This is a genomic window from Actinoplanes sp. NPDC051513 (genome assembly GCF_044454685.1).
Taxonomy (GTDB): domain Bacteria; phylum Actinomycetota; class Actinomycetes; order Mycobacteriales; family Micromonosporaceae; genus Actinoplanes.
Window position 1 is genome coordinate 1 of sequence record NZ_JBITDW010000033.1, and the last position, 24,479, is coordinate 24,479.

The window sequence follows — 24,479 nt, forward strand, 5'->3', positions numbered from 1 at the left end:
TTGATCAGGCCGACGGTGGCGGTCTGGATCAGGTCGTCGGTGGGCTCGCCGCGGCCGGAGTAGCGGTTGGCGAGGTGGCGGGCCAGCGGCAGCCAGGCCTCGATCGCGCTGTCGCGCAGCGCGGCCCGCGACGGGTGGCCGATCGGCATCGCGGCCATCGCGTTGAGCAGCTCGGCGGCGCTGTCCACCGGCGCCTCGGCGCTCGTGGTGACGGCCGGCGCGATCTTCGAGGTCTCGGTGACGGTCATGCTTGGTCCTCCCTGGCACCTCTCCGGAGAGCCGGTCCCGTTATTTCGTGGGACCCGGTCGGTCGGGTGTCCCTATCGGCGGTCGATGGCGGTCGATCAGACCGCCTCCGACCGAGCACATTAGGCCGTTCGGATACCAAGACCCTAGCCGAGGGGATGAGAAAAGACTAGCCGAAAGTATGAGTGACTTTGCGTGATGACAACTAATACGGAGCGATCAACAGACGGTCATCACCGTATCGGCCCATGCTCCACAACGCCCGGTCCAGGCAGGATGAACGCCATGACCTCGCTGCCCGCTTCGGTCCCATACCCGGTGGCCGCGGAGATATGCCGGTGGACTTTGGCGAGCTTCGGCGACCTGCGCGGCCTGCGGGCCGAGCTGCGCGAGGCGCTCGCGGGGTCGGCCGGGGCCGGCGATGTCACCGACCGGATGACGGTGGTGGCCAACGAGCTCGCCACCAACGCGCTGCGGCACGGCCTGCCGCCGACCGTCGTGCGGCTGCTCCGCCAGGACGACCGCCTGATCATCGACGTGGCCGACCGCGACCGCGACGCCGAGCCGATGCTGGCCGAAGATCGCCCGCTCGGCGCCGGTGGCCTCGGACTTCAGCTCACCAAGACCTTCGCGATCGACGTCGGGTGGTACGCCACCGATGCCGCCAAACACGTCTGGGCCAGCTTCCCGAGCTGAATTCGCCGACTGCTGGTAGAAAGGCCCCGTGGCGGACTCCTACAAGATCGGCCAGGAGCGGGCGGCCGACGGGTCCGCGACGCTCCTGCACCTCGGCGGCGAGCTGGACATCACCGCCCGCGACGCCCTGCGCACGGTGATCCTCGCCGCCCTGGCCGTCGGCGACGTCGTGATCGATCTCGACGCCGTGACCTTCATCGACTCCGAGGCCCTGGGCGCGCTGGTCGACGGCTACAACGAGGCCCGCGCCAGGCCCGCCGGCTTCCGCGTCGTGAACGCGAACGGACTGGTCGCCCGGGTGCTGAAGGTGTCCGGCGTGCTGGAGCTCTTCGGCGCCTAGATGGCCCTCCTCGTCGCGTCTGTCCTGCTGGCCGGCGTGCTCGCCGTTGCCGTCGTGCGCCCGTGTGGCCTGCCCGAGGCCGTCGTCGCCGGGCCCGCGGCGGTCGCCGTGGTCGCGACCGGCCTGCTGCCGTGGCGGGACGCTTTCGCCGAGGTGCGAGAGCTCGGCCCCACCGTCGGCTTCCTCGCGGCGGTCCTGCTGCTCGCGTTTCTCGCGGGAGAGCACGGCGTTTTCGCGTACGCCGGAGCTTTGACCGCCCGCGTCAGCGGCCGTTCCGCGTCCCGCCTGCTGGCCGCCGTCTTCGTCGCGGCCGCGTTGACCACCGCCGTGCTCAGCCTGGACGCCACCGTCGTGCTGCTGACCCCGGTCGTCCTCGCGACCGCCGCCCGCACCGGCGCCCGGCCGCGACCGGCCGCGTACGCGTCGGCACACCTGGCCAACTCGGCGTCGTTGCTGCTGCCGGTGTCCAATTTGACCAACCTGCTGGCGTTCGCGGCGAGCGGCCTCACCTTCCTCGGCTTCGCCGCCGTGATGGCCCTGCCCTGGATGGCCGTGATCCTCGCCGAGTACCTGGTCTTCCGATGGTTCTTCCGGGAGGACCTGAGCGCCCCCGCCGCACACCGGTCGGACGGCGACAACCCGCACGCGCCTCGCTATGCCCTGATCGTGCTGGCCCTGACCCTGGCCGGCTTCGCGACCGCCCAGCCGCTCGGCGTGCACCCCGCCTGGGCCGCCGCGGCGGGCGCGCTGGCCCTGGCCTTGCCCCGGCGGATCCGTCCGGCCATCCTGCTGCGCGAGGCGAACCTGCCGTTCTGCGCCTTCGTCCTGGCGCTCGGTGTGGTGGTGCTGGCGGTCCGCCAGCACGGCCTGGATCGCGCGGTGGACGCGCTGGTGCCGCCCGGCGACGGTTGGTGGCAGCTGTTCGCGGTGGCCGGGCTGGCCGCGCTGCTGGCCAACCTGGTGAACAATCTGCCGGCCACGCTGGTGTTGGTTCCCGCCGTGCAGGGCCGCCCGGCGTTGCTGCTTGCCGTGCTGATCGGGGTGAACGTCGGGCCGAACCTGACCTATGTCGGCTCGCTCGCGACGCTGCTGTGGCGGCAGATCCTGCACACCCGCGACGCTCCGCCCGACGGCCGCGACTTCTTGAAGCTCGGCGCGGTGAGCGTGCCGGCCGCGCTGATAGCGGGCGTGCTCGCGCTGTGGCTGAGCATCTCGCTGGCGGGAATATAGAACGCACCGCCGCCGCCGCGCCGGGATCGGTCCGGGGAAAAACCGAGGTGATCCAGCGGGGGATCGGCGGCGGCGGTGCGTCCAACGCAGTCAGTCTTGTCGATGCAATTCGTAACATGCAAGCAATCTGAGTTACGGAACCGGTTTCGACACTCGGAAGTCCTGTGCGTGATCGCGGGCCCATTGCGCGTACGTGCGGGCCGGCTGCCCGGTGACCTCGGTGACCAGCGCCGAGACCTCGGCCGGTCGCCCCTGCCCGGCGGCCCACACCCGCAGGATCGCGTCGGCCGCGAACTCCGGCAGTCCCACCCGCCCGTCCGCGATGATCGAGGGCGCCCAGGCCGGCGTGTTGGTCGCGAACATCCCGGCCCGCACGAACGTCCACTCCAGACCGGACGGGTCAGAGGAGCATGCCGCCCGAGGCCTCGATGCGCTGGCCGGTGATCCACTTGGTGTTGTCGGCGAGCATGGCGACCATGACGCCGGCGATGTCCTCGGGCTCGCCCAGGCGGCCGAAGGCGATCTGCCCGCTCACGTGCGCACGGATCTGCTCGTTGTCACGCAGCAGGCCGCCGCCGAAGTCGGTGGCGGTGGCGCCGGGGGCCACCACGTTCACGCTGATGTTGCGGGGGCCCAGCTCCTTGGCCAGATAGCGGGTGAACGTCTCGACGGCGCTCTTGATGGAGCCGTACGCGGCGTAGATGCCCTCGCCGGTGAAGCGGGCGAGACCGGTGGACAGGTTGATGATCCGGCCGCCGTCGGCGATCAGCGGTAGCAGCGACTGGGTCAGGAAGAACATGCCGCGGAAGTGGACGTTGAACAGCTCGTCGAAGGCCGCCACCGGGAAGTCGGCGATCTTGCCGCCGATGCCGACGCCGGCGTTGTTGACCAGGAAGTCGAAGTCCTCGCGGCCGAACCGGTCACGCAGGACCTCGCGCAGCGACTCGACGAACGCGGGGTACGAGTCGAGGTCGCCGACGGTCAGCTTGAGCGCGACCGCGTCGATCTTCTCGCCCGGGTCGTCCCGGTAGGTGTAGATGACCTCGACGCCGTCCGCGATGAGGGCCTCGGCGGTGGCCCGGCCGAGTCCGCGGTTGCCGCCGGTGATCAGAGCGATTTTGGGCATGGTGGTGCCTTTCTCCGTTGGAACGAGGACTTTTACTCGCCGACTGCGGCGAGGAGCTGGAGCTTCTCGTGGCTCGGCGAGCCGGGTACGGCGGTGAAGACCAGCAGCACCTGCGACTGGTCGGGGTCGAGCAGGGTCTGGCAGTACAGCTCGAGCTCGCCCAGCGAGGGGTGGACGAAGCGCTTGCGGTCGAGGTGGGTGACGCCGACCTCGTGCGCGGCCCAGACCTCGGCGAACTCGGGGCTGACCGCCAGCAGGGCGTCGACGATCTCGGCGGCCCGGCCGCGGGGCGCCGCCGCGTACACCTCGCGCAGCTGGGAGGTGAAGACCCGGGTGTGGGTCGGGTGGTCCTCGACCGGGTAGATCTTGCGGGCGTCGGGGTTGGTGAACCAGCGGTAGACCGTGTAGCGGTCGAGGCCGGTGTACTGGGTCTCGCTGCCGAGCAGGGCGGCCGCCGGGCCGGTCTGCGCCAGCGTCTCGCCGAAGCGCGAGATCACCATGGCCGGGGTGTCCGCGAGCCGGTCGAAGATCCGCATCATGCCGGGGCCGATGTGGTCCTCGCGCAGGATCCGCTGTGGCGCGGGGTGCCCGCCGAGGCGGAACAGGTGGTCCCGCTCGTCGAGGCTCAGGTGCAGGCCGCGGGCGAGCGCGGCGAGCATCTGCTCGGAGGGGACCGGGCCGCGCTGCTGCTCGATGCGGCCGTAGTAGTCGGCCGACATGCCGGCCAGCGCGGCGACCTCCTCGCGGCGCAGTCCGCCGGTGCGGCGGCGCTGCCCGCGCGGCAGCCCGACGTCCTCCGGCTGGAGCGCCTCGCGGCGCGTCCGGAGAAAGTCGGCGAGCTGTGCCCGATCCATGCGATCAACCTCCCGTGGTGAACAAACAAAGAGTGGCCCGAACGGGAAACTTGAGGAAGGCCGGATCTATCCAGGGACAAGTTGTCCGCGTCTACGGCGTGGCCTGATCCTTGCCCTTCGGGGCCGGGCCCGGCCGATCGCGCCACCCGGGCGGGCCCGGCCGGCCGGGCCATGGCCGCCGGCCGAGCATCGCCTGCGGCGCGGTGTGCATGGCCGCCTGGCGCAGGTCGAGGTCCTCGATCAGCGCGCGGGCGATCTCCTCGGCCAGCCGCCGCTCCATCACCGCCGTGCCGAGCGCGCGCCGCTGGGCCTCGAAGGACGCGTCCACGTCGGCGGCCGGCTGGGCGGCGGCCTCCGCCACGATCTGCCGTCCGACCTCGCGCATCTCCTCCTCCTTGGCCTGCTCGGCGGTCAGGTCGAAGCGCAGCCGGCGGGTCAGCCAGCCGATCGTGGTGCCCTGGATCAGCAGCGTGCCGAGCGTGACGAACAGCGCGATCGCCAGGATCGCGTCCCGGCCCGGGACGCTCTCCGGGATCGAGCCCGCCGCGGCCAGCGTCAGGATGCCGCGCATGCCGATCCATCCGACGAGCAGCGTCTCCTTCTGCGTCGGCGGGCCCAGCGGCTCGCCGCCGCGTCGCTTGCGGCGCTGCCGCACGGCGTCCATCCGGGTGCGGTACCGCTCGTCGGCCGCGACCCGGCGCTTGATCAACCGGTCCTTGATCGTGTAGCGACCGAACAGCAGATACACCGCCAGCAGCCGGAACACGATCGCGACCACCAGCAGGACGCCGGCCGCCACCAGCGTGCGGGCCAGGCCCGGGTCCTCGGAGTCGGCGAGGTCGACGAGCACGAAGCGCAGCTGGAACCCGATGTACGCGAAGACGAACGTCTCCAGCATGAAGTCGAGCACCGGCCAGAAGTTCTCCTCCTGCAGCCGGGTGCGGTAGGCGCCCGAGTACTGGTGCTGAGGGTCGAGCGTGAGGTTGGTGCTCACCGCGAACGCCGCCACCACGACCGCGAGGATGCCCGAGGCGTGCACCTGCTCGGCGACGAGGAAGGCGGTGAACGGCAGCAGCAGCACGAGGGAGGTCTCCAGCGTCGGGTTGCCGAGCCGCTTGCGCAGCCACAGCGTGGCCACCGCGAAAGCCCCGCCGATGCCCATCCCGACGAAGGCGTTGCGCAGCAGCTCCAGCGCGCCGTGGCCCCAGGTGGTGTGCTCGCCGTTGACCGCGCCGATCGCGATGGCGAACAGGGTGAGCGCGGTGGCGTCGTTGACCAGGCTCTCCCCGGTCAGGATCGAGGTGACCCGTTTGGGCAGCCCGATCTCGTCGCCGTGCGAGACCGTGGTGATCGTGTCGGGCGGCGCGAGCACAGCGCCCAGCACGAACACGGCGGCGCCCATCGACGGCAGCAGCCACGAGCCGACCACGCCGAGCACGCCGGTGGTGAGCAGCACGAGCACCACGCCGAGGGTGACGACCGGGCCCAGATTGGCGCCGAACGCGGAGAACGACGCACCGCGGGTCGCCGAGTAGAGCAGCGGCGGCACCACCACCGCGAGGATGAACTCGCTCTCCAGCTCGAGCCGCGGCACCCCGGGTATGAACGACGCGGCCGCCGCCAGCACCACGATGATCAGGCCCGGTTCGAGGTTTCGTTTCTTGGCGACCGCCGAGATCGCGATGCCGGCACCGATGATGAGCAGGAGCTGCACGCCGTCCACGAAGATCAGGCTAGAGCGTCGCGGGCTCATCTCGGGCGTCGCGCTCACCCTTGTCGCGAGCCCGCTGACCGTCATCGGCACGGCGCAGGCGGCATCCGCGTCGCACTTCGAGAGCCCACCGGTCGTGCAGACCGGCTGGACCGACTCGGCGACGCCGGCGACGCGGCCTACCGCTACGACTTCGGCGCCGCGCAGGCCGAGGCGCACCATGCGCGATCACGGCCGCAGCCCGGTGGTCACGATCTCGATCATCCGGGCTCGGTCCGGCGCCGCCACGCACGCCCCGAGCAGCGCCTTCACGTCGTCGCGGGTCGCGTCGGCGCGCACCGTGCCGGCCGCTTGCGCATCGACCAGCAGGCGCTGCTCGATCCCCTCGAGGGCGCGGCCGGTGCGCCCGCCCGCCGCCTCCACGTCGAAGCCGCCGCCGGACAAGGCCTCGGCCAGCCCGCGGTTCGCCGCCGCCTGCCCGACCATGTAGGCGAAGAACCGGAAGAACGCCTCGCCCGGCGGCGCGACGGCGAGCAGCCGCTCGGCCTCGCCGACGATCTCCTCCACCCGGGCCAGCACGATCGCCTCGTACAGCGACTCCTTGGTGGGGAAGTGCCGGCTCACCGTGCCCGTGCCCACCCCGGCCCGCCGGCCGATCTCGGCGACCGGCACGGACAGCCCGTCCTTCGCGAACGCGGTCATGGCCGCCTCGATCACCTTGGCGCGATTGCGCTCCGCGTCGGCCCGCATCGGCCGCCTCCTCCGGATAATCGGGATGCCCGTCCCGACTATAGGAGTGTGGGAGACCGCGCATCGCCGAACGGGGGTGAACTGGCCCGCCGACGCCGGTATGCTCTCGGGCGGGCCGTGACTGGCGCGTTCGGATGGGACAACCATCGGGGAGCGGCCCCGTCGTCATGACGTCTTGCCGTGCGCCTGGGCCTCTTCCATCGTGATAGGGAGGTCCTATGCCTGAGCTCAGTGTTGAATCCAGCGCATTCCGCTCCGCGCTCGAGGTCGTCCGCTCCGTCGAGCCGCGCATCGCCGACGCGATCGCCAAGGAGCTGCACGACCAGCGCGAGTCCCTCAAGCTGATCGCCAGTGAGAACTACGCCTCTCCGGCGGTGCTGCTGGCGATGGGCAACTGGCTCTCCGACAAGTACGCGGAGGGCACGATCGGCCGCCGCTTCTACGCCGGCTGCCAGAACGTCGACACCGTCGAGGCGATCGCCGTCGAGCATGCGAAGGCCCTGTTCGACGCGCCGTACGCGTACGTCCAGCCGCACTCCGGCATCGACGCGAACCTGGTCGCGTACTGGGCGATCCTCGCCGACCGCGTCGAGGTGCCCCACCTTCGTCGCTTTGAGAAGCGGCAGGTCAACGACCTCACCGACGCCGAGTGGGCCGAGCTGCGCGCCGCCTTCGGCAACCAGCGCATGCTCGGCATGAGCCTCGACGCCGGCGGCCACCTCACCCACGGCTTCCGCCCCAACATCTCCGGCAAGATGTTCGACCAGCGCAGCTACGGCGTCGACCCGGCCACCGGCCAGATCGACTACGCGGCGCTGCGCGAGTCCGCGCGCGAGTTCAAGCCGCTGATCATCGTGGGCGGCTACTCCGCGTACCCCCGCAAGGTGAACTTCGCGACGATGCGCGAGATCGCCGACGAGGTCGGCGCCACCTTCATGGTCGACATGGCCCACTTCGCCGGCCTGGTCGCGGGCAAGGTCTTCACCGGCGATTACAACCCGGTCGAGCATGCTCACATCGTCACCACCACCACCCACAAGAGCCTGCGCGGCCCCCGCGGCGGCGCGGTCCTGGCCCAGCCGTCGCTGGCCGAGCAGGTCGATCGCGGCTGCCCGATGGTCCTCGGCGGCCCGCTGTCCCACATCATGGCGGCCAAGGCGATCGCCTTCGCCGAGGCCCGCCGTCCCGAGTTCGCCACTTACGCCCAGCAGATCGTCACCAACAGCCAGGCGCTGGCCGAGGGCCTCCTGAAGCGCGGCGTCCAACTGGTCAGCGGCGGCACCGACAACCACCTGGTCCTCATCGACGTGCACCCGTTCGGCCTCACCGGCCGCCAGGCCGAGCAGGCCCTCCTGGACAGCGGCGTGGTCACCAACCGCAACGCCATCCCGCAGGACCCGAACGGCGCCTGGTACACGTCGGGCATTCGCATCGGCACGCCGGCCCTCACGTCCCGAGGCCTCGGCACCGCCGAGATGGACCAGATCGCCGACCTGATCCACACAGTCCTCGCGAACACCACATCGGCCGAGGCTTCCAAGGCGAAGTACACCCTCGACCCGGCCCTGTCCGACCGCATCAGCAAGCAGGCGACCGAGCTGCTGGCCCCGTTCCCCCTATACCCCCAGGTCGATCTCGGCTGAGCCGCGTCCGCAAAGCAAGTTCAAGTTCATGATGTCGTGCGTGGGTGGTGGGTACAGACCGTCGCTCACGCCGAGGGCGGGCCGGGGCCCAGCTTTGCTGGCCCTGGCCCTTCATTCTGCGTGAGTGGTGAGTTCCCGCGCGCCGGGCGCACCACTTCACCAAGATCGCCAGCGGCGGCGGCCCCACCGCAACGCTCCACCGCAGCAGCCCCACGCCCCGGGCCACGGCTGGCCGCTGCGGACTCTGCCGACGTTTCGAGAGCACTGCTCTTGACAGTGTGCACCGCTCAGGTGTTCACTGGTTACAGGAGAGAGCAGTGCTCTCGAAATGAAGGAGGAGACATGCGTTACCTGGCCCCCAAGCGCGCCGCGAACATTTTCAACGACACGGCGAAATGGCTCACCGCGCGTGGCGTCAGCCTGATGGGCAGCCGGGTCCTGGCGGTCCGCGGCCGCAAGTCCGGCGAGGTCCGCACCACGATCGTCAACCTGTTCACCTACGAGGGCGAGCGCTATCTGCTGGCGCCGCGTGGCCACACCCAGTGGGTGCGCAACCTGCGCGCGGCCGGCGAGGGCGAGCTCCGGCTCGGCCGGCGTCGCCAGCTTTTCACTCCGGTCGAGATTGCCGACGAAGACAAGGAACCGCTGATCCGGCTCTACCTGAAGAAGTGGGCGTGGGAGACGGGCGCGTTCTTCGACGGTCTCAAGGCAGACTCCCCGCAGGCCGAGATCGAGGCCGCGGCCTCCGGCTTCCCGATCTTCCGTATCGTCGCTCAGCGGCCCGGCAGCTCGTGCAGCGTCACCTCGGTCAGCCGGCCGGCGGCGACGGTCGCGGTCATGTAGGTCGCGAAGGGCTGACGCCGCCGATCTGTCGGCGAGCCAGGGTTGAGCAGCCGTAACCCGTTGGCCGCCGTGGTGTCCCACGGGATGTGCGAATGCCCGAACACCAGCAGATCCACCTCCGGAAAGCGGGCCGCGCAACGCTCCTCGCGGCCCTGCGCCGGCCCGGTCTCGTGCACGACGGCCATCCGCAGCCCGTCGAGGTCGGCGAAGGCGACCTCCGGCAGCCGCGCCCGCAAGGCAGCGCCGTCGTTGTTGCCGTGGCATCCGATCAGTCGCGCGGCCCGCGCCGACAGGGCGTCCAGTGTGGCCACGTCGACCCAGTCTCCCGCGTGCACCACGATGTCGGCGTCGTCGATCGCCGCCCACAGCGGCGCCGGAAGGTCCCGCGCGCGCTTCGGCAGATGGGTGTCGCTGGTCAGCACGAGCCGCATATCTCCCACGATAGAGAAAGCGCTATCCCTGGAACGATCGGGGGAATTGTCCGATGAAGTGGGCGATGGACCTTTTCCTGATCAGCGCCGGAACCGGTTCCGGGGTCTTCGTTATCGCGGTGGGCGCGGAACCTCCCGGGGGATGAACGGGAAGTTACGGTACGCCATTGACCTGCGCTGATGCCCGAACGGGCAAAGTGCCATGACGAACGCTTGTGACATCCGCAAGTCCACGACGGTTATCGATCGGTTCCGGAACCTCGGCCAACTCTGGACAGGGTCACGGACCCTACTTAGCTTCGATGGCGGGGGAGCGCTCTCCCCGTACATGTGGAGAGATCAGCCTCCCCGAGGGTGCAAGCAGTCCCCCTTGCAGTTCCCCGCCCAAGGAGAAGCAATGACCATCCCCGTCACCTCCGCACCTTCGCGGAGACGCTCCCCCTGGCGCCTCGGCGCGATCGGTGGCCTCGTCGCCGCCGTCGTCGCCGGGTACGCCGCCTTCACCACCGTCGGCGCCAGCGCCGCGGAAACCCTGCTCTCGCAGGGCAAGCCGGCCACCGCGTCGTCGACCGAGGCGGCCGGGGCCTACCTTGCCTCCGAGGCCGTCGACGGCAACACCGGCACCCGCTGGTCGTCGGCGTTCTCCGACCCGCAGTGGCTGCAGGTCGACCTCGGCAGCTCGCAGACGATCACCCGGGTCGAGCTGAACTGGGAGACCGCGGCCGGCAAGGCGTTCGAGATCCAGGTCTCGAGCAACGCCAGCAGCTGGACGTCGGTCTACTCGACCACCACGTCGACCGGCGGCAACCAGTCGCTGACGGTCAACGGCACGGGCCGGTACGTGCGGATGTACGGGACCCAGCGCACCACCGGCTACGGCTACTCGCTCTGGGAATTCAAGGTCTACGGCGGCACCCCGACCACCGAACCGACCACCACCCCGCCCACCGGCCCGACCGTCCCCGCGGGCGGATCGCTGGGCGCCAATGTGATCGTGTTCGACCCGGGCATGTCGAGCGCCTCGATCCAGAGCCAGGCCGACACGATCTTCCGGCAGCAGGAGTCGAACCAGTTCGGCAACCAGCGGTACGTGCTCGCGTTCAAGCCGGGCACCTACAACGGCCTGAACATCCAGGTCGGCTTCTACACCTCGGTGGTCGGCCTCGGCCAGAACCCGCAGGACACCCGGATCAACGGCGACATCACCGTGGACGCCGGCTGGTTCAACGGCAACGCGACCCAGAACTTCTGGCGCTCGGTCGAGAACCTGTCGCTCTACCCGGTCTCCGGTGACGACCGGTGGGCCGTCTCGCAGGCCGCGCCGTTCCGCCGGATGGACATCCACGGCGGCGTGAACCTGGCGCCGAACGGCTACGGCTGGGCGTCCGGCGGCTACATCGCCGACTCCCGGATCAGCGGCGTCGAGGGTCAGTATTCGCAGCAGCAGTGGTTCACCCGCAACAGCCAGATCGGGTCGAACTCGAACGCCGTGTGGAACCAGATGTTCGTGGGTGTGCAGGGCGCTCCGGCGGCCAGCTACCCGACTCCGCCGTACACGGTGATCGGCAGCACCCCGGTCATCCGGGAGAAGCCTTACCTGTACCAGACCGGCGGCCAGTACGCGGTGTTCGTACCCAATCTGCAGTCGAATGCCTCGGGTGTCACCTGGGCGAACGGCAACACGCCCGGCACCAGCCTGCCGCTGAGCCAGTTCTATGTGGCCAAGCCGGGAGACTCGGCGGCGACGATCAACCAGGCCCTCGCTCAGGGGCTCAACCTGATCTTCACTCCTGGGATCTACCACGTGCAGCAGACGATCAACGTGACGCGGGCGAACACCGTGGTCATGGGCCTCGGCTACGCGACCATCATTCCGGACAACGGGGTCACCGCGATGCAGGTGGCCGACGTGGACGGTGTGAAGATCGCCGGTGTGCTCTTCGACGCGGGCACGACCAACTCGGCGAACCTGCTCGTCATCGGGCCGAACGGAAGCAACGCGAACCACGCCGCCAACCCGACGACCGTGCAGGACACCTTCTTCCGGATCGGCGGCTCGATCGCCGGCAAGGCCACCAACAGCCTGCTCGTCAACAGCAACAACGCGATCATCGACCACATCTGGGCGTGGCGGGCCGACCACGGCAACGGCGGCACGTACGGCTGGACGGTCAACACCGCGGACAGCGGCCTGATCGTGAACGGGCAGAACGTCACGGCGTACGGCCTGTTCGTCGAGCACTACCAGAAAACCGAGATCCTCTGGAACGGCAACGGCGGGCGGACCTACTTCCTGCAGAACGAGCAGCCGTACGACCCGCCGTCCAACGCCGCCTGGCGCAGTGACGGCACCGGGTACCCGGCGTACAAGGTGGCCGACAGCGTGACCAGCCACGAGGCCTGGGGCATGGGCAGCTACGCGTTCTTCCAGAACAACCCGGCCGTGCACTCGGCCAACGGGTTCCAGGCGCCGGCGAACGGCGGGGTGAGGCTGCACAACATCTTCACGATCTCGCTCGCCTCCGGCACGATCGACCACGTGGTCAACAACATCGGCGCCGCGGCCACGGCCGACCAGGTCGTTCCGCGCACGGTGACCAACTTCCCCTAAACCGCCAACTCACCGCTGCCGCGCGGGATCAGGGTCGTCGGGATCCTGATCTCGCGCGGTGCGCTTATTTCCCCATCGATCCGCTCGAAGAGCGCCAGCGCGGCCGTCCGCCCCATCCGCGCCGGGTCCTGCGCCACCACGGTGACCGGCGGATCGAGCAGATCGGCCAGCGGAAAGTCGTCGAAGCCGATCAGCGCGACCGCGTTCTCCATCCGCAGCCGCCGCAACGCCCGCACCACCCCGATGGTGATCGGACTGCGGGCCGCGAAGATCGCCGTGGGCGGGTCGGGCCCGCGCAGCATCGCGATGGCCGCGCCTTCCGCGGCGGCGGCGTCGCGCAGATCGTGCACCACGGGCCCGGCGCGTCCACCGAGGGCCCGCAGATAACCCCGGTGCCGGTCCCGGGCCGTCGTCAGATTGCGCCGGTCTCCCAGGTACGCGATCCGCCGATGTCCCTGCACGAGCAGATGCCGGACCGCTCCCGCGGCCCCGGCGACGTTGGTGGAGACGACCGTGTCGGCGGCCATCCCGGTGGCCTCCCGGTCGACGAAGACGATCGGCGCCCGCAGCGACGCCAGGTATGTCTGATTAGTTGCCATGGGCGCGACGATGAGGCCATCGGTCTGCCGCTGGTCGAACGCGACGGCGAGATCCCGCTCCCGCCCCTCGTCGAGAATGCCGGCGAGGACCTGGGCGCCGCGCAGGCCGGCCTCCTCGACGATCGCCCGGTGCAGGGCGGCGGAGAACGGATGGGACACGTCCTCGAGCAGCACGCCGATCGTCCGGGCATGCTGGTCGCGCCGCCGCAGCAGGCTTGCGCCGAGGTGCGGCCGATAGTCGAGCGACTGCACCGCCGCCCTGACCCGCGCGGCCAGATCGGGCGCCACCGTGGTCTCGCCGTTGACCACCCGGGAGACCGTCTTGAGGCTCACCCCGGCGGTCCGGGCAACGTCGTTCATGGTCGGCCGATGCGTCATCTACATTGACTCCTGTCAATGATGATCACCAAGCGCAACACTTTGGAAACTCATTGTTGACACACGATGAACGCGGGCGTCTACTGCGGGACAACGTTGTCTCTCGATTTCTGCTAAATCGGTTTGGAGGAGACATGCGGGATCCCACCATGTCTGGGATCGGCTCAGTCAGGGCCGGAAGGTTGGTGGCCGTCGGCTGCGTGATGGCGCTGGCGCTCGGTTCGGCCGCCGCCTGCAACAGGGGGTCCGGCGAGGACGTCGTCGGGCTGATCACCAAGACCGACACGAACCCGTTCTTCGTCCAGATGAAGAAGGGCGCCCAGGCCGAGGCCGAGGCCGAGGGCCTCGAGCTGCAGACCTTCGCCGGCAAGCAGGACGGCGACAACGAGGCCCAGGTGCAGGCGATCGAGAACCTGATGTCGTTCGGCGCCAAGGGCTTCCTGATCACGCCGAACGACTCGAAGGCGATCGTGCCCTCCATCGACAAGGCGCACGAGCAGGACATGCTCGTGATCGCCCTGGACACGCCGGTCGACCCGCCGGACGCCGCGGACGCCACCTTCGCCACCGACAACTACCAGGCCGGCAAGCTGATCGGGCAGTGGGCCAAGGCGAAGTTCGCCAAGGACAGCAAGCAGGCGAAGATCGCCATGCTCGACCTCAACGCCAACGGGGTCTCCGTCGACGTCAAGCGGGACCAGGGCTTCCTCGACGGCTTCGGCATCCCGGTCGGCGACCCCAACAAGATCGGCGACGAGAACGATCCGCGGATCGCCGGGCACGACGTCACCGACGGCGCCGAGGACGGTGGCCGGACCGCGATGGAGAACCTGCTGCAGAAGGACCCGTCGATCAACCTGGTCTACACGATCAACGAGCCCGCCGCGGCCGGCGCGTACCAGGCCCTCAAGTCGGCCGGCAAGGACAAGGACGTCACGATCGTCTCGATCGACGGCGGCTGCCCGGGCGTCGACAACGTTTCCAAGGGCGTCATCGGGGCCACCTCGATGCAGTTCCCGCTCAAGATGGCGCAGCTGGGCGTCGACGCGATCGCCGCGTACGCCAAGGACGGCACGAAACCGCAGGCGACGCCGGGCAAGGACTTCTACGACACCGGCGTCGAACTGATCACCGACGATCCGCAGGCCGGCGTGGACGCGAAAGACTCCGCGTGGGGCAAGCAGAATTGCTGGGGGTGACGCATGGCAACTGCTACAGCTAGCGAATTCGAGGTGCGCCGGCACGACTCGTTCGGCCTGCGCGTCCAACATCTCCTGCACGGCAACCCGGTCCTCGGGCCGCTGGCCGTGCTGATCGTCGCGATCATCGCGTTCTCGATCGTCAACGGCCGCTTCCTGACCGCCACCAACCTCTCCCTCGTCCTGCAGCAGGTCACGGTCATCGCCACGCTCGCCCTCGGGCAGACGCTGATCATCCTGACCGCCGGCATCGACCTGTCGGCCGGCGCCATCGCGGTGTTCTCGGCGGTCCTGATGGCGCAGTTCTGCACCAAGGCCGGCATGCCCGGGGTGATCGCGCTGGTGCTCGGCCTGGCGTGCGGCACCGCGATGGGGGCGATCAACGGCGCGCTGGTCACAAAGATCAAACTGCCACCGTTCATCGTCACCCTCGGCACGCTGACCATCTTCTTCTCGCTGAACTCGGTGGTCAGCAACAGCGAGACCGTGCGCGGCTCGGACATGCCCAGCCTGATGACCTGGACCGGCAACTCGATCCCGATCGGGGGCTTCCGGCTCACGTACGGGTCGATCATCATGCTGCTGCTGTTCGCGTACTTCTTCTACGTGCTCTCGCGCACGGCATGGGGCAAGCACGTGTACGCGACGGGCGACGACGCCGAGTCCGCGCGGCTGGCCGGCATCCGGACCGGGCGCGTGCTGTTCTCGGTCTACACCGTGGCCGGCCTGCTCTACGCGATCGGCGGCTGGATCCTCATCGGCCGGCTCGCCTCGGCCAGCCCGAACGTCGGCCTCGAGTACAACCTCGACTCGATCACCGCGGTCGTGCTCGGCGGCACCAGCCTCTTCGGCGGCCGGGGCAGCGTGATCGGCACCCTGATCGGCGCGCTCATCGTCGGCGTCTTCCGTAACGGCCTGCAGCTGGCCGGCATCGAGGTCGTCTGGCAGGGCTTCGCCATCGGCCTGCTGGTGCTCATCGCCGTCTCGCTCGACCAGTGGATCAGGAAGGTGAAGACGTGACCGAACCCGTTCTGCAGGCCAAGGGCCTCACCAAGCGCTACGGCCGGGTCGTGGCGATCGACGGCAGCGACCTCGAGCTGTACCCCGGCGAGATCCTCGCGGTGATCGGCGACAACGGCGCCGGCAAGTCCAGCCTCATCAAGGCGCTCTCCGGCGCCCTGATCCCGGACGAGGGCGAGATTTTCCTGGACGGCACGAGGGTCCGTTTCCGTACGCCGATGGACGCGCGCTCCGCCGGCATCGAGACCGTCTACCAGACCCTGGCCGTTGCCCCCGGCCTCGACATCGCCGACAACCTGTTTCTCGGCCGCGAGGAGCGCAAGCCGGGCCCGCTCGGCTCGGTCTTCCGGATGCTCGACCGCTCGCACATGCGCGCCGAGGCGAAGCGGCACATGAGCGAGCTCGGCGTCGCCACCCTCCAGAACATCGGCCAGGCCGTCGAGTCGCTCTCCGGCGGTCAGCGGCAGGCCGTGGCGGTGGCCCGCTCGGCCGCGTTCGGCAGCAAGGTGGTGATCCTCGACGAGCCGACCGCCGCGCTCGGCGTCAAGGAGGGCAACCGTGTCCTCCAGCTGATCCGCGACGTCCGCGACCGCGGCCTCCCGGTGATCCTGATCAGCCACAACATGCCGCACGTGTTCGAGGTGGCCGACCGCATCCACATCCAGCGCCTCGGCCGCCGGGCCGCGGTGATCACCCCGAAGTCCCACTCGATGTCCGAGGCGGTAGCGATCATGACGGGCGCCGCCCCGCCGCCGGACGAGCCCGCCGCGGCGGAGCCGTCGTAGGTTCCGCAACGAGGCCGGCCCCCGCGTCGGGGGCCGGCCTCGTCGTCACTTCTTCTTGTCCTTTTTCTTGCCCTTCTTGCCGCCGTCTACGCCGAGCAGCTGGTCGAGCATCATCTGGTCCCGTTCGTCCGCTATGTCGCGGACGGTCTTCGGTGGGGGCACCAGAATTTTGAACATGATGGCGGCGACCACGAGCAGCCAGGCCCACCACGGGATGCCCGATTCCGGACCAAACAGATTGCTGGTCACGGTGTAGGCGTTGTCCACGATCTGATCCATGACCGCTCCTGTTCGCTTCCGGGTCGGCCCCAAGAATCGGACGGCACCCGGCGGCGCCTTAGCGATCCCGGGAAGCAAACCTGGCCGCGCCCATCCGCCGAGCAGCCGCGCAGGTGAGCGCAGCCCGTCGCGCTTCGAGGGCGTTCCGCTTGCGATCTTGATGAGTACGGGTTCGGGGCGGGCGGGGCGTGCGGGAACTTATCAACATCGGGTTGGGATGGGCGCGGAGCGGCCATGGGGTGACCACTCACGCAGAATGAAGCGCCAGGGCCGGCGAAGCTGGGCCCCGGCGCGGCCTCGGCGTGAGCGACGGTCTGCACCACCCACCCAGGCACGACATGAATTTGACCTGGAATTTGCCCCTTATGCGCCCCAGCCCGCCTGCTCGCCGCCAACCCGGTCGGCGATGATTTTCTCGTCGTAGCCGCTTCGCTTGTAGGCGGCGATCGGGTTGGGGTCGAGGCCGGCGTCGGCGCGGACCTCGGCCAGCAGCGGGCGGACGTCGGTGTTGTAGGCGTCCATGAAGACGGCGTTGGCCTCCAGGACGTCGCCGGCGTTCTGGGCGGCGGTCAGGGCGGCGCGGTCGACCAGCAGGGCCTTGGCGGTCGCCTCCTGGACGTTCATCACCGAGCGGATGATGGCGGGGATCTTGCGCTCGATGTTGTGGCACTGGTCGAGCATGAAGGCGATGCCGTAGGCCGGGTCCAGGGCGTCTCCGCGGACGATCTCGTACATGATGCGGAAGAGCTGGAACGGGTCGGCGGCGCCCACCATGAGGTCGTCGTCGGCGTAGAAGCGGCTGTTGAAGTCGAAGGCGCCCAGCCTGCCCTGGCGTAGCAGGAACGCGACGATGAACTCGATGTTCGTGCCGGGGGCGTGGTGGCCGGTGTCGATGCAGACGGTGGCGCGTTCGCCGAGCTCGATGCAATGCGCGTAGGACGTGCCCCAGTCGGGGACGTCGGTGGCGTAGAACGCGGGCTCGAACAGCTTGTACTCGAGCAGCATGCGCTGGTTCTCGCCGAGCCGGTCGTAGGTCTCGCGCAGGGCGGCGGCCAGCCGGTCCTGGCGGGTGCGCAGGTCGTCCTGGCCGGGGTAGTTGATGCCGTCGGAGAACCAGAGCTTGAGGTCCTGCGAACCCGTCCGGTCCATGATGTCGATCGCCTCGAGCAGGTGATCGGTGGCCTTGCGGCGGATCCCGGGGTCGGGGTTGGTGACCGAGCCGAGCTTGTAGTCGTCGTCCTGGAAGACGTTGGTGTTGATCGCGCCGATGCCCACGCCGAGGTCGGTGGCGTAGCGGGCGAGGGCGGCGTAGTCGTCCACCTTGTCCCAGGGGATGTGCAGCGCGACCGTGGGGGCGACGCCGGTGAAGCGGTGCACGACCGCCGCGTCGGCGATCTTCTCCTCGGGGTTGCGCGGCACTCCGGGCTGGGCGAACACCTTGAAACGGGTACCGGAGTTCCCGTATGCCCAGGACGGGGTCTCGATGCGCTGCGCGGTGAGCGCGCGCTTGACTGCGGCCAGGTCAGCCATGGTTCTTCACATCATCTCTTTGTCGAGCACCGCGTTGTCGAGGTGGAACACCTCGGTCAGCAGCGGGAAGCCGTCGGTCGGCGTGGTGCCGGCGAAGAACGGCGCCATCTCCGCCTGCCACCGGGAGTTGACGTCCAGCGCCGCCATTGCCGCCTGGGACGCCGCAAGGTCGTCCGCCTCCACGTAGCCGATCAGCAGCCCGTCGGAGCGCAGGAACAGGGAGTAGTTGCGCCAGCCGGTGGCCCGAAGTGCTTCGCGCATCTCGGGCCACACGGACTGGTGCCGCTCCACGTACTCCGCCATCCGTTCGGGACGGACCTGGAGGTTGAAGCAGTAACGAGGCATGTCGGATCAGAAGTTGAACTTGTCGATGTTCTCCGCGGTGAACTCGGTCGGCAGGCCGAGGACGATCTCGCCGTCCTTGCCGATCGTGTAGTCACCGAGCTTGCCGGCGGTGAACTTGTCGCCCTCCTTGCCGGTGATCTTCCCGGACGCCATCGCCGCGCCGGCGTAGGCGGCGAGGTAGCCGATGTCGGCCGGGTTCCACAGGGCGAACACCTTGACGGTGTTGTCCTTGACGTACTGGCGCATCTGGTTCGGCAGACCCAGCCCGGTGACGGCGACCTTGCCCTTGTACGACGACGAGCCGATGTAGCGGGCGGCCGCCGCGATACCCACCGTGGTCGGCGCCACGATGACCTTCAGGTTCGGGAAGGACTGCATGAGACCCTGGGCCTCCTGGAACGACTTCTGGTCGTCGTCGTTGCCGTAGGCCACCTTCACCAGCTTGAGCTTCGAGTACTCGGGCTTGGCCAGCTCGGTCTTCATCACGTCGATCCAGGCGTTCTGGTTCGTCGCGTTCGGCGTCGCCGACAACACCGCGATCTCGCCGCCCGCGGCGCCGGCCTGATCGAGGGCCATCTTGGCCAGCGACTGGCCGATGCCCTCGGTGGTGGCCTGGTTGATGAACGCGTCCCGGCAGTCCTTCGACGCATCCGAGTCGAACGTGACCACCTTGATCTTCGCCGCCCGCGCCTGGTTCAGCGACGGGCACACCGCGTTCGGGTCGTTCGCCGCGATCACGATGACGTCCTGCTGCTGCTGGATCAGCGTGTTGATGTAGGAAACCTGCGACGACGCCGACGCGTCGTTCGGGCCGACCTTCTTGTACTCACCCTTGAGCTCCTTGACGGCCTCCTCACCGCCCGAAGTCTCCACATCGGAGTACGGGTTGTTCAACTGCTTGGGCAGATACGCGATCTTCAAGCCCTCTTTGAGCGCGGCGTTCGGGTCCGCGGTCGCCGAGGCCTGGGTGCCGCCGCCCGAGTTGGCGTTGCTGTCCTTCGTGGTGCCACCACAACCTGCGACGGCGAGCGTCAGGACCGAGGCGGCAGAGATGGTTACGGCCAAGCGGTGTCGGAACATGCTGGCTCCAAACGGGGGATCTACCGAGCGGCGGACTGGCGGAGCCTGCGGCGCTGCCAGTTGCCGCGAACGGAGGTGACGATGTTGGGAAGAAGGACGGACAGCACGAGCAGGGCGCCCGTGACGATGTTCAGCGCCTGCCCGGAGACGTCCTCCAGGCGCAGCGCGTTCTGCAGCGCGGTCAGCAGCACCACACCGGCGATGACGCCGGGCAGGCTGCCCTTTCCGCCGAAGATCGACACTCCGCCCAGCAGGACGGCCGCGACCACGGCGAGCTCGAGCCCGGCGCCGTTGTCGGCCCGGGCGCTGGAGTAGCGCAGCGTCCACAGCACGCCGACCAGGCCGGCGACGGCGCCGCTCACGACGTACAGCCAGAACTTCGTGCGCGCCACGCGGATGCCGGAGAAGTGCGCGGCCTGCGCGTTGGCGCCGATGGCGTAGAGGGAGCGGCCGACCGGCGTGGCATGCAGGATCACCCCGAAGACCACCGCCATGGCGACGATCAGGATCAGGACATTCGGGATGCTGCTACCGCCGATCGTGCCGGTTACCCAACCCGTGTAGTTCCACGGGAAGTCGGCGACCGCGCCGTCGCCCAGCACCACGAGGGCGAGGCCGCGGTACAGGGCGAGGGTGCCGATCGTGACCGCAAGCGACGGCAGGCCCAGCCCTGTGATCAGGAATCCGTTGAGCACCCCGGCGATCGCGCCGATCAGAATGCAGAGCGGGATGATCACTTCGATCGAGAGGTTGTGGTTCCAGAACCAGCCCATCAGCGAGCTGGTCAGGCCGAGCGTGCTGGCCACCGAGAGGTCGATCTCGCCGGTCACGATGATGAACGTCATCGGCAGCGCGACCAGGATGATCGGCATCAGGTCGAGCACCATGAAGGTGAAGTTGCGACTGGTGCCGAAGTTGTCGACGGTCAGGGAGGCGACCAGCAGCACGGCGATGGTCAGCACGATGATCGCGGTGTCCCAGTTGGCGAAGCGGCGCAGCTCGCCTGATTTAGCGGAAAAATCAGACATGCGCGTCCCTCTTTCGCAGCGAGCGGGCGATCCGCACGGCGACCAGCCGGTCGGCGCAGATGGCCAGGATGATCAGCGCGCCCACGATGGCCTGCTGCCAGAACTGGTTGATGTCGAGCACCGCGAGGGCGCTGCTGATCACCGTGAGCAGCAGGGCGCCGAGGCCCGCGCCCCAGACCGTGCCGCTGCCGCCGAAGACGGCGACGCCGCCGACCACCACGGCGGCCACGACGTTCAGTTCGTAGCCGGTGCCGGCGGACGCGTCGACCGTGCCGAACCGGGCCGCGAACAGCACCCCGGCCAGGCCGGCGAGCGCGCCGGAGAGGATGAACGCGCCGAGCAGGTTGCGGGCGACCTTGATGCCGGCCAGCTCGGCGGCCTGCGGGCTGGAGCCCATCGCGTACAGCTCGCGGCCGGCCCGGTAGTTGCGCATCACCAGCGAGACGCCGCCGACCACGATCAGCGCGATCAGCACCAGCCACGGGATGCCGAGGATGTCGTCGTTGGCGAAGCTGAGGAAGCCCGCGGGCAGCTCGTCGGCGTTGACCTGCGAGCCGCCGGCCCACTGATAGACGATGCCGCGGTACATGTAGAGCGTGCCGAGGGTGACGACCAGCGCCGGAACCTTGCCGTAGCGGACCAGCACGCCGTTGAGCAGGCCCGCCGCGGCGCCGACCGCGAGGCCGACGAGCAGGGCGACGATCATCGGGAGGCCCCGGTGCTGGCTCATCATGGTGGCGACCGTGAAGGCCGAGAAGCCCAGCACCGAGCCGACGCTCAGGTCGATGTTCCGGGTGATCACGACGACTGCCTGGCCGGTGGCCATGACCGCGAGGATCGCGGTGTTCAGCAGGTTGTCGCGGATGCTCTGCGCGGAGAGGAAGCGCGGGTTGCTGATCGTCGTGTAGAGGATGAGTGCCGCGAGAGCGAGGACAATGCCCAATTCGCGGGTTTTCAAGAAGTTTGTCTTCATGGAGGGCGCTGCTATCGGGGTCATGCCGCAGTCTCCTGGCCCATCGCGGCGTACATAACGGACTCTTCGGTAGCCTCGGCCCGGGTCAGGGTCGCCGCCACCCGGCCCTCGCGCAGCACCACGACCCGGTCGGCCATGCCCAGCACCTCGGGCAGCTCGGACGAGACCATGACCACCGCGAGCCCGTCCGCCGCGAGCGACGACATCAGCCGGTGCACCTCGGCCTTGGTGCCGACGTCGATGCCGCGGGTCGGCTCGTCGACGATCAGCAGCTGCGGGCCGGTGGAGAGCCACTTGGCCAGCACGACCTTCTGCTGGTTGCCGCCGGACAGCGTGCCGACCGCGTCGGAGAGCCGGCCGAGCTTGGTCTGCAGTTTCTCGGCCCAGGTGGCCGCCGCCCGCTTCTCCACCCCGCCGAACAGCAGGCCGAGCCGGGCCAGCTTGCGCGCCCGGGGGAGGGTGATGTTGCGCTCGATCGACAGCTCCATCACCAGGCCCTGCTGGCGCCTGTCTTCGGGGACCAGCGCCATGCCGGCGGCCATCGCGGCGCGCGGGTTGCCGGGCTTGAGGCGCTTTCCTTTGACACGGACGACGCCGGAGTCGTACGGGTCGACGCCGAAAACGGCCTGCATCACCTCGGAGCGGCCGGCGCCCACGAGGCCGGCCAGCGCGACGATCTCGCCGGCCCGCACGTCGAAGGTGATGTCGCGGAACACGCCCTCCCGGCTCAGCCCGGAAACCTCGAGCATCACCTCGCCGGGCTCGACCTCCTGCTTGGGGAAGAGCGCGCTCAGGTCGCGGCCGACCATCCGCCGGATCATCTCGTCGACGCTGAGGTCGGCGACCATCTCGGTGGCGACGTGCTTGCCGTCCCGCATGATCGTGATGCGCTCGCAGAGCGCGGTGATCTCCTCGAAGCGGTGCGAGATGAACAGGATCGCGGCGCCCTCGTCGCGCAGCGCCCGCACCACCGCGAACAGCCGCTCGACCTCGACGGCCGAGAGCGCCGCGGTCGGCTCATCCATGATCAGGACGCGGGCCTCGCTGGAGAGCGCCTTGGCTATCTCGACCAGCTGCTGGTCGGCGATCGAGAGGCCGCGCGCCGGGCGGGTCGGGTCGAGGTGGACACCGAGCCGCTGGAAGAGCCGGGAAGCGTTCGCCTGCATGGCCTTGCGGTCGATCTGCCGCAGCCGGGTCAGCGGCTGGTTGCCGATCGCGATGTTCTCGGCGACGGACAGATCGGGGAACAGCGTCGGCTCCTGGTAGATGACCGCTATGCCGGCCGCCTTGGCGTCGGCCGGGCCGGCGAACTCGGCGTCGGCGCCGTTCACCCGCAGGGTGCCGGTGTCGGGGCGGTGCACCCCGGCCAGCATCTTGACAATCGTGGACTTGCCGGCGCCGTTCTCGCCGACGAGGGCATGCGCCTCGCCGCCGTACAGCGGGAAGCTGACGCCCTGCACGGCCGCGACGGCGCCGAAGGATTTCGTCACGTCGTGGACCTCGAGCAGGGCAGTTGCCTCCGCCACGAGCCACCTCCCAGGTCGGGACTTGAAATGTTTCATAAACGTAGGTGGGCCCGATCACACCTGTCAAGCATTGGATGGAAACGTTGGCGTAACACTGCCGTTGCGCAGGTGACAGGTACCGTAGGATGCTGCAACAACGTTTCAAAGGGGGACTGGAAAGTGCTGAACGGCAGGACGCCGTCCGTCAAGGACGTGGCCGCGGCCGCCGGCGTCTCGCTCGGCACGGTCTCGAATGTGATGAATCGGCCCGAAGTGGTCAGTGCCCGCACCCGGGAACGGGTCGAGCGGGCCATGGCCGATCTCGGCTTCGTGCGCAACGAGTCGGCCCGTCAGCTGCGCGCCGGCACCAGCCGCACCCTGGCGTACGTGATGCTCGACGGCACCAACCCTTTCTTTCACGACGTGGCCCAGGGCATCGAGCTCGCCGCCGAGGACGCCGACCTGTCGCTGTTCATCTGCAACAGCAACAGCCGCGCCGAGCGCGAGGAGGCGCACCTCGACCGGCTCCTCCAGCAGCGGGTCCAGGGCATCCTGATCACGCCGGTCAACCCGGAAGCGCCGTACTTGGACGACCTCGCCCGGCGCGGTGTGCCGCTGGTGATTGTCGACCGCCGGCGCGCCGACGGCAGCTGCTGCTCGGTCGCGGTCGACGACGTGCACGGCGGCCGGATAGCGATCGAGCACCTCGTCGAGCAGGGGCACCGCAAGGTCGCGTTCATCGGCGGGCCCGAGTCGATCGGCCAGGTGCGCGAACGCCTCCAGGGCGCCCGCGAGGTGTGGGACGAGCTCGGGCTGCCCACCGACGACCTGGTCTACCTGCCGACCGAGTCATTGACCGTCGCGGAAGGACGGTCGGCGGGGGAGCGGCTGGCCGGGCTGCCGGCCCGGCGGCGGCCGACCGCGGCGTTCTGCGCCAACGACCTGCTCGCGCTGGGCCTGCTCCAGCAGGGCATCGGCGCCGGGCTGCGGGTCCCGGACGACCTGGCGATCGTGGGCTTCGACGACATCGAGTTCGCGGCGGCCGCGGCCGTGCCGCTGACGTCGGTGCGCCAGCCGCGGCAGGAGCTGGGGCGCGCGGCCGCGCAGTTGGTGCTGGACGAGGCGACCAACCCCGGCCACGAGCACCAGCAGCTGTTCTTCACGCCCGAGCTGGTGGCCCGGGCGTCGACGCGGTCTCGGGGTTAGAAGCGCGAGTCCTGGGTGCGGCTGATGCCGTACGCGCGCGAGCTCTTGACCGCGGAGGAGGCGGGCCGTAA

Annotated in this window: 25 protein-coding genes and 1 riboswitch; of the genes, 10 read left to right on the plus strand and 15 right to left on the minus strand. The window is 69.3% G+C overall.

Annotation, left to right across the window (positions count from 1 at the left end; translation table 11 throughout):
* A partial coding sequence (locus ACIA5D_RS46650) for a sigma factor (protein ID WP_396037140.1) occupies positions 1-248 on the minus strand: 248 nt, incomplete at its 3' end.
* A 283-nt stretch (positions 249-531) separates the two neighbouring features.
* Here ACIA5D_RS46650 and ACIA5D_RS46655 point away from each other — a divergent pair.
* Genes ACIA5D_RS46655 through ACIA5D_RS46665 form a run of 3 tightly spaced genes read left to right on the plus strand, consistent with a single transcriptional unit; the run spans position 532 to position 2,512 of the window.
* The gene (locus ACIA5D_RS46655) at positions 532-942 is read left to right on the plus strand and encodes an ATP-binding protein (RefSeq protein WP_396037141.1); all 411 of its coding nucleotides are present in this window, start codon (positions 532-534) and stop codon (positions 940-942) included.
* Positions 943-970: 28 nt separating this feature from the next.
* A complete protein-coding gene (locus ACIA5D_RS46660; protein WP_396037142.1) occupies positions 971-1,282 on the plus strand; it encodes an STAS domain-containing protein in 312 nt (103 codons plus the stop codon).
* Positions 1,283-2,512 (plus strand): SLC13 family permease, encoded by a 1,230-nt coding sequence (locus ACIA5D_RS46665; protein ID WP_396037143.1) that lies wholly within the window; start codon positions 1,283-1,285, stop codon positions 2,510-2,512.
* A gap of 132 nt (positions 2,513-2,644) precedes the next feature.
* Here the strand turns inward: ACIA5D_RS46665 and ACIA5D_RS46670 are convergent, their stop codons facing one another.
* The 5 genes from ACIA5D_RS46670 to ACIA5D_RS46690 all read right to left on the minus strand — a co-directional run bounded on the left by ACIA5D_RS46670 (position 2,645) and on the right by ACIA5D_RS46690 (position 6,953).
* Positions 2,645-2,887, minus strand: coding sequence for a hypothetical protein (locus ACIA5D_RS46670; RefSeq protein WP_396037144.1), 243 nt, complete (start codon positions 2,885-2,887; stop codon positions 2,645-2,647).
* Between the two features lie 25 nt (positions 2,888-2,912).
* The gene (locus ACIA5D_RS46675; RefSeq protein ID WP_396037145.1) at positions 2,913-3,638 is read right to left on the minus strand and encodes an SDR family NAD(P)-dependent oxidoreductase; all 726 of its coding nucleotides are present in this window, start codon (positions 3,636-3,638) and stop codon (positions 2,913-2,915) included.
* A gap of 32 nt (positions 3,639-3,670) precedes the next feature.
* Positions 3,671-4,492, minus strand: a complete 822-nt coding sequence (locus ACIA5D_RS46680; protein ID WP_396037146.1) for a helix-turn-helix transcriptional regulator — start codon at positions 4,490-4,492, stop codon at positions 3,671-3,673.
* A gap of 91 nt (positions 4,493-4,583) precedes the next feature.
* On the minus strand, positions 4,584-6,425 hold the full coding sequence (locus ACIA5D_RS46685) for a cation:proton antiporter (RefSeq protein ID WP_396037147.1): 1,842 nt from the start codon (positions 6,423-6,425) through the stop codon (positions 4,584-4,586).
* Between the two features lie 6 nt (positions 6,426-6,431).
* Positions 6,432-6,953: a TetR/AcrR family transcriptional regulator gene (locus ACIA5D_RS46690; RefSeq protein ID WP_396037148.1), complete on the minus strand. Its 522-nt coding sequence runs from the start codon at positions 6,951-6,953 to the stop codon at positions 6,432-6,434.
* A gap of 107 nt (positions 6,954-7,060) precedes the next feature.
* Positions 7,061-7,152: riboswitch (ZMP/ZTP riboswitch) on the plus strand.
* A 19-nt stretch (positions 7,153-7,171) separates the two neighbouring features.
* On the opposite strand from ACIA5D_RS46690, the gene ACIA5D_RS46695 reads away from it, so the two are divergent.
* Positions 7,172-8,596: a glycine hydroxymethyltransferase gene (locus ACIA5D_RS46695; RefSeq protein ID WP_396037149.1), complete on the plus strand. Its 1,425-nt coding sequence runs from the start codon at positions 7,172-7,174 to the stop codon at positions 8,594-8,596.
* Between the two features lie 342 nt (positions 8,597-8,938).
* A complete protein-coding gene (locus ACIA5D_RS46700) occupies positions 8,939-9,439 on the plus strand; it encodes a nitroreductase family deazaflavin-dependent oxidoreductase (protein WP_396037150.1) in 501 nt (166 codons plus the stop codon).
* Here ACIA5D_RS46700 and ACIA5D_RS46705 read toward each other — a convergent pair.
* Positions 9,370-9,870, minus strand: a complete 501-nt coding sequence (locus ACIA5D_RS46705; RefSeq protein ID WP_396037151.1) for a metallophosphoesterase family protein — start codon at positions 9,868-9,870, stop codon at positions 9,370-9,372. The two genes, ACIA5D_RS46700 and ACIA5D_RS46705, sit on opposite strands and share 70 nt — an antisense overlap.
* 397 nt (positions 9,871-10,267) lie before the next feature.
* Between ACIA5D_RS46705 and ACIA5D_RS46710 the strand changes: the two genes are divergently transcribed.
* Positions 10,268-12,481 carry a discoidin domain-containing protein gene (locus ACIA5D_RS46710; RefSeq protein ID WP_396037152.1) on the plus strand — a complete coding sequence of 738 codons (2,214 nt, stop codon included), beginning with the start codon at positions 10,268-10,270 and terminating at the stop codon, positions 12,479-12,481.
* Here the strand turns inward: ACIA5D_RS46710 and ACIA5D_RS46715 are convergent.
* A complete protein-coding gene (locus ACIA5D_RS46715; protein ID WP_396037153.1) occupies positions 12,478-13,458 on the minus strand; it encodes a LacI family DNA-binding transcriptional regulator in 981 nt (326 codons plus the stop codon). The genes ACIA5D_RS46710 and ACIA5D_RS46715 overlap by 4 nt on opposite strands.
* 134 nt (positions 13,459-13,592) lie before the next feature.
* On the opposite strand from ACIA5D_RS46715, the gene ACIA5D_RS46720 reads away from it, so the two are divergent.
* The 3 genes from ACIA5D_RS46720 to ACIA5D_RS46730 are packed head-to-tail and all read left to right on the plus strand — an operon-like array spanning position 13,593 to position 16,462.
* Positions 13,593-14,657, plus strand: a complete 1,065-nt coding sequence (locus ACIA5D_RS46720) for a sugar ABC transporter substrate-binding protein (RefSeq protein ID WP_396037154.1) — start codon at positions 13,593-13,595, stop codon at positions 14,655-14,657.
* A gap of 3 nt (positions 14,658-14,660) precedes the next feature.
* Positions 14,661-15,677: an ABC transporter permease gene (locus ACIA5D_RS46725; protein WP_396037156.1), complete on the plus strand. Its 1,017-nt coding sequence runs from the start codon at positions 14,661-14,663 to the stop codon at positions 15,675-15,677.
* A complete protein-coding gene (locus ACIA5D_RS46730) occupies positions 15,674-16,462 on the plus strand; it encodes an ATP-binding cassette domain-containing protein (protein WP_396037157.1) in 789 nt (262 codons plus the stop codon). The genes ACIA5D_RS46725 and ACIA5D_RS46730 overlap by 4 nt, the downstream gene beginning before the upstream one ends.
* A gap of 45 nt (positions 16,463-16,507) precedes the next feature.
* Here the strand turns inward: ACIA5D_RS46730 and ACIA5D_RS46735 are convergent, their stop codons facing one another.
* The 7 genes from ACIA5D_RS46735 to ACIA5D_RS46765 form a co-directional block, all read right to left on the minus strand.
* Positions 16,508-16,741 (minus strand): hypothetical protein, encoded by a 234-nt coding sequence (locus ACIA5D_RS46735; protein WP_396037158.1) that lies wholly within the window; start codon positions 16,739-16,741, stop codon positions 16,508-16,510.
* Positions 16,742-17,104: 363 nt separating this feature from the next.
* Entirely contained in the window at positions 17,105-18,271 is a 1,167-nt protein-coding gene (gene rhaI, locus ACIA5D_RS46740) for an L-rhamnose isomerase (RefSeq protein WP_396037159.1), read from the minus strand.
* A gap of 6 nt (positions 18,272-18,277) precedes the next feature.
* Positions 18,278-18,616 carry an L-rhamnose mutarotase gene (locus ACIA5D_RS46745; RefSeq protein ID WP_396037160.1) on the minus strand — a complete coding sequence of 113 codons (339 nt, stop codon included), beginning with the start codon at positions 18,614-18,616 and terminating at the stop codon, positions 18,278-18,280.
* A gap of 6 nt (positions 18,617-18,622) precedes the next feature.
* Entirely contained in the window at positions 18,623-19,696 is a 1,074-nt protein-coding gene (rhaS, locus tag ACIA5D_RS46750; protein WP_396037161.1) for a rhamnose ABC transporter substrate-binding protein, read from the minus strand.
* A gap of 20 nt (positions 19,697-19,716) precedes the next feature.
* Positions 19,717-20,724 (minus strand): ABC transporter permease, encoded by a 1,008-nt coding sequence (locus tag ACIA5D_RS46755; RefSeq protein ID WP_396037162.1) that lies wholly within the window; start codon positions 20,722-20,724, stop codon positions 19,717-19,719.
* On the minus strand, positions 20,717-21,697 hold the full coding sequence (locus ACIA5D_RS46760) for an ABC transporter permease (protein ID WP_396037163.1): 981 nt from the start codon (positions 21,695-21,697) through the stop codon (positions 20,717-20,719). Before ACIA5D_RS46760 ends, ACIA5D_RS46755 begins: the two co-directional genes overlap by 8 nt.
* Before the next feature lie 20 nt (positions 21,698-21,717).
* Positions 21,718-23,223, minus strand: a complete 1,506-nt coding sequence (locus ACIA5D_RS46765) for a sugar ABC transporter ATP-binding protein (protein WP_396037164.1) — start codon at positions 23,221-23,223, stop codon at positions 21,718-21,720.
* A 159-nt stretch (positions 23,224-23,382) separates the two neighbouring features.
* Here ACIA5D_RS46765 and ACIA5D_RS46770 point away from each other — a divergent pair, with 159 nt between their 5' ends.
* On the plus strand, positions 23,383-24,408 hold the full coding sequence (locus ACIA5D_RS46770; protein WP_396037165.1) for a LacI family DNA-binding transcriptional regulator: 1,026 nt from the start codon (positions 23,383-23,385) through the stop codon (positions 24,406-24,408).
* Positions 24,409-24,479: the final 71 nt, after the last annotated feature.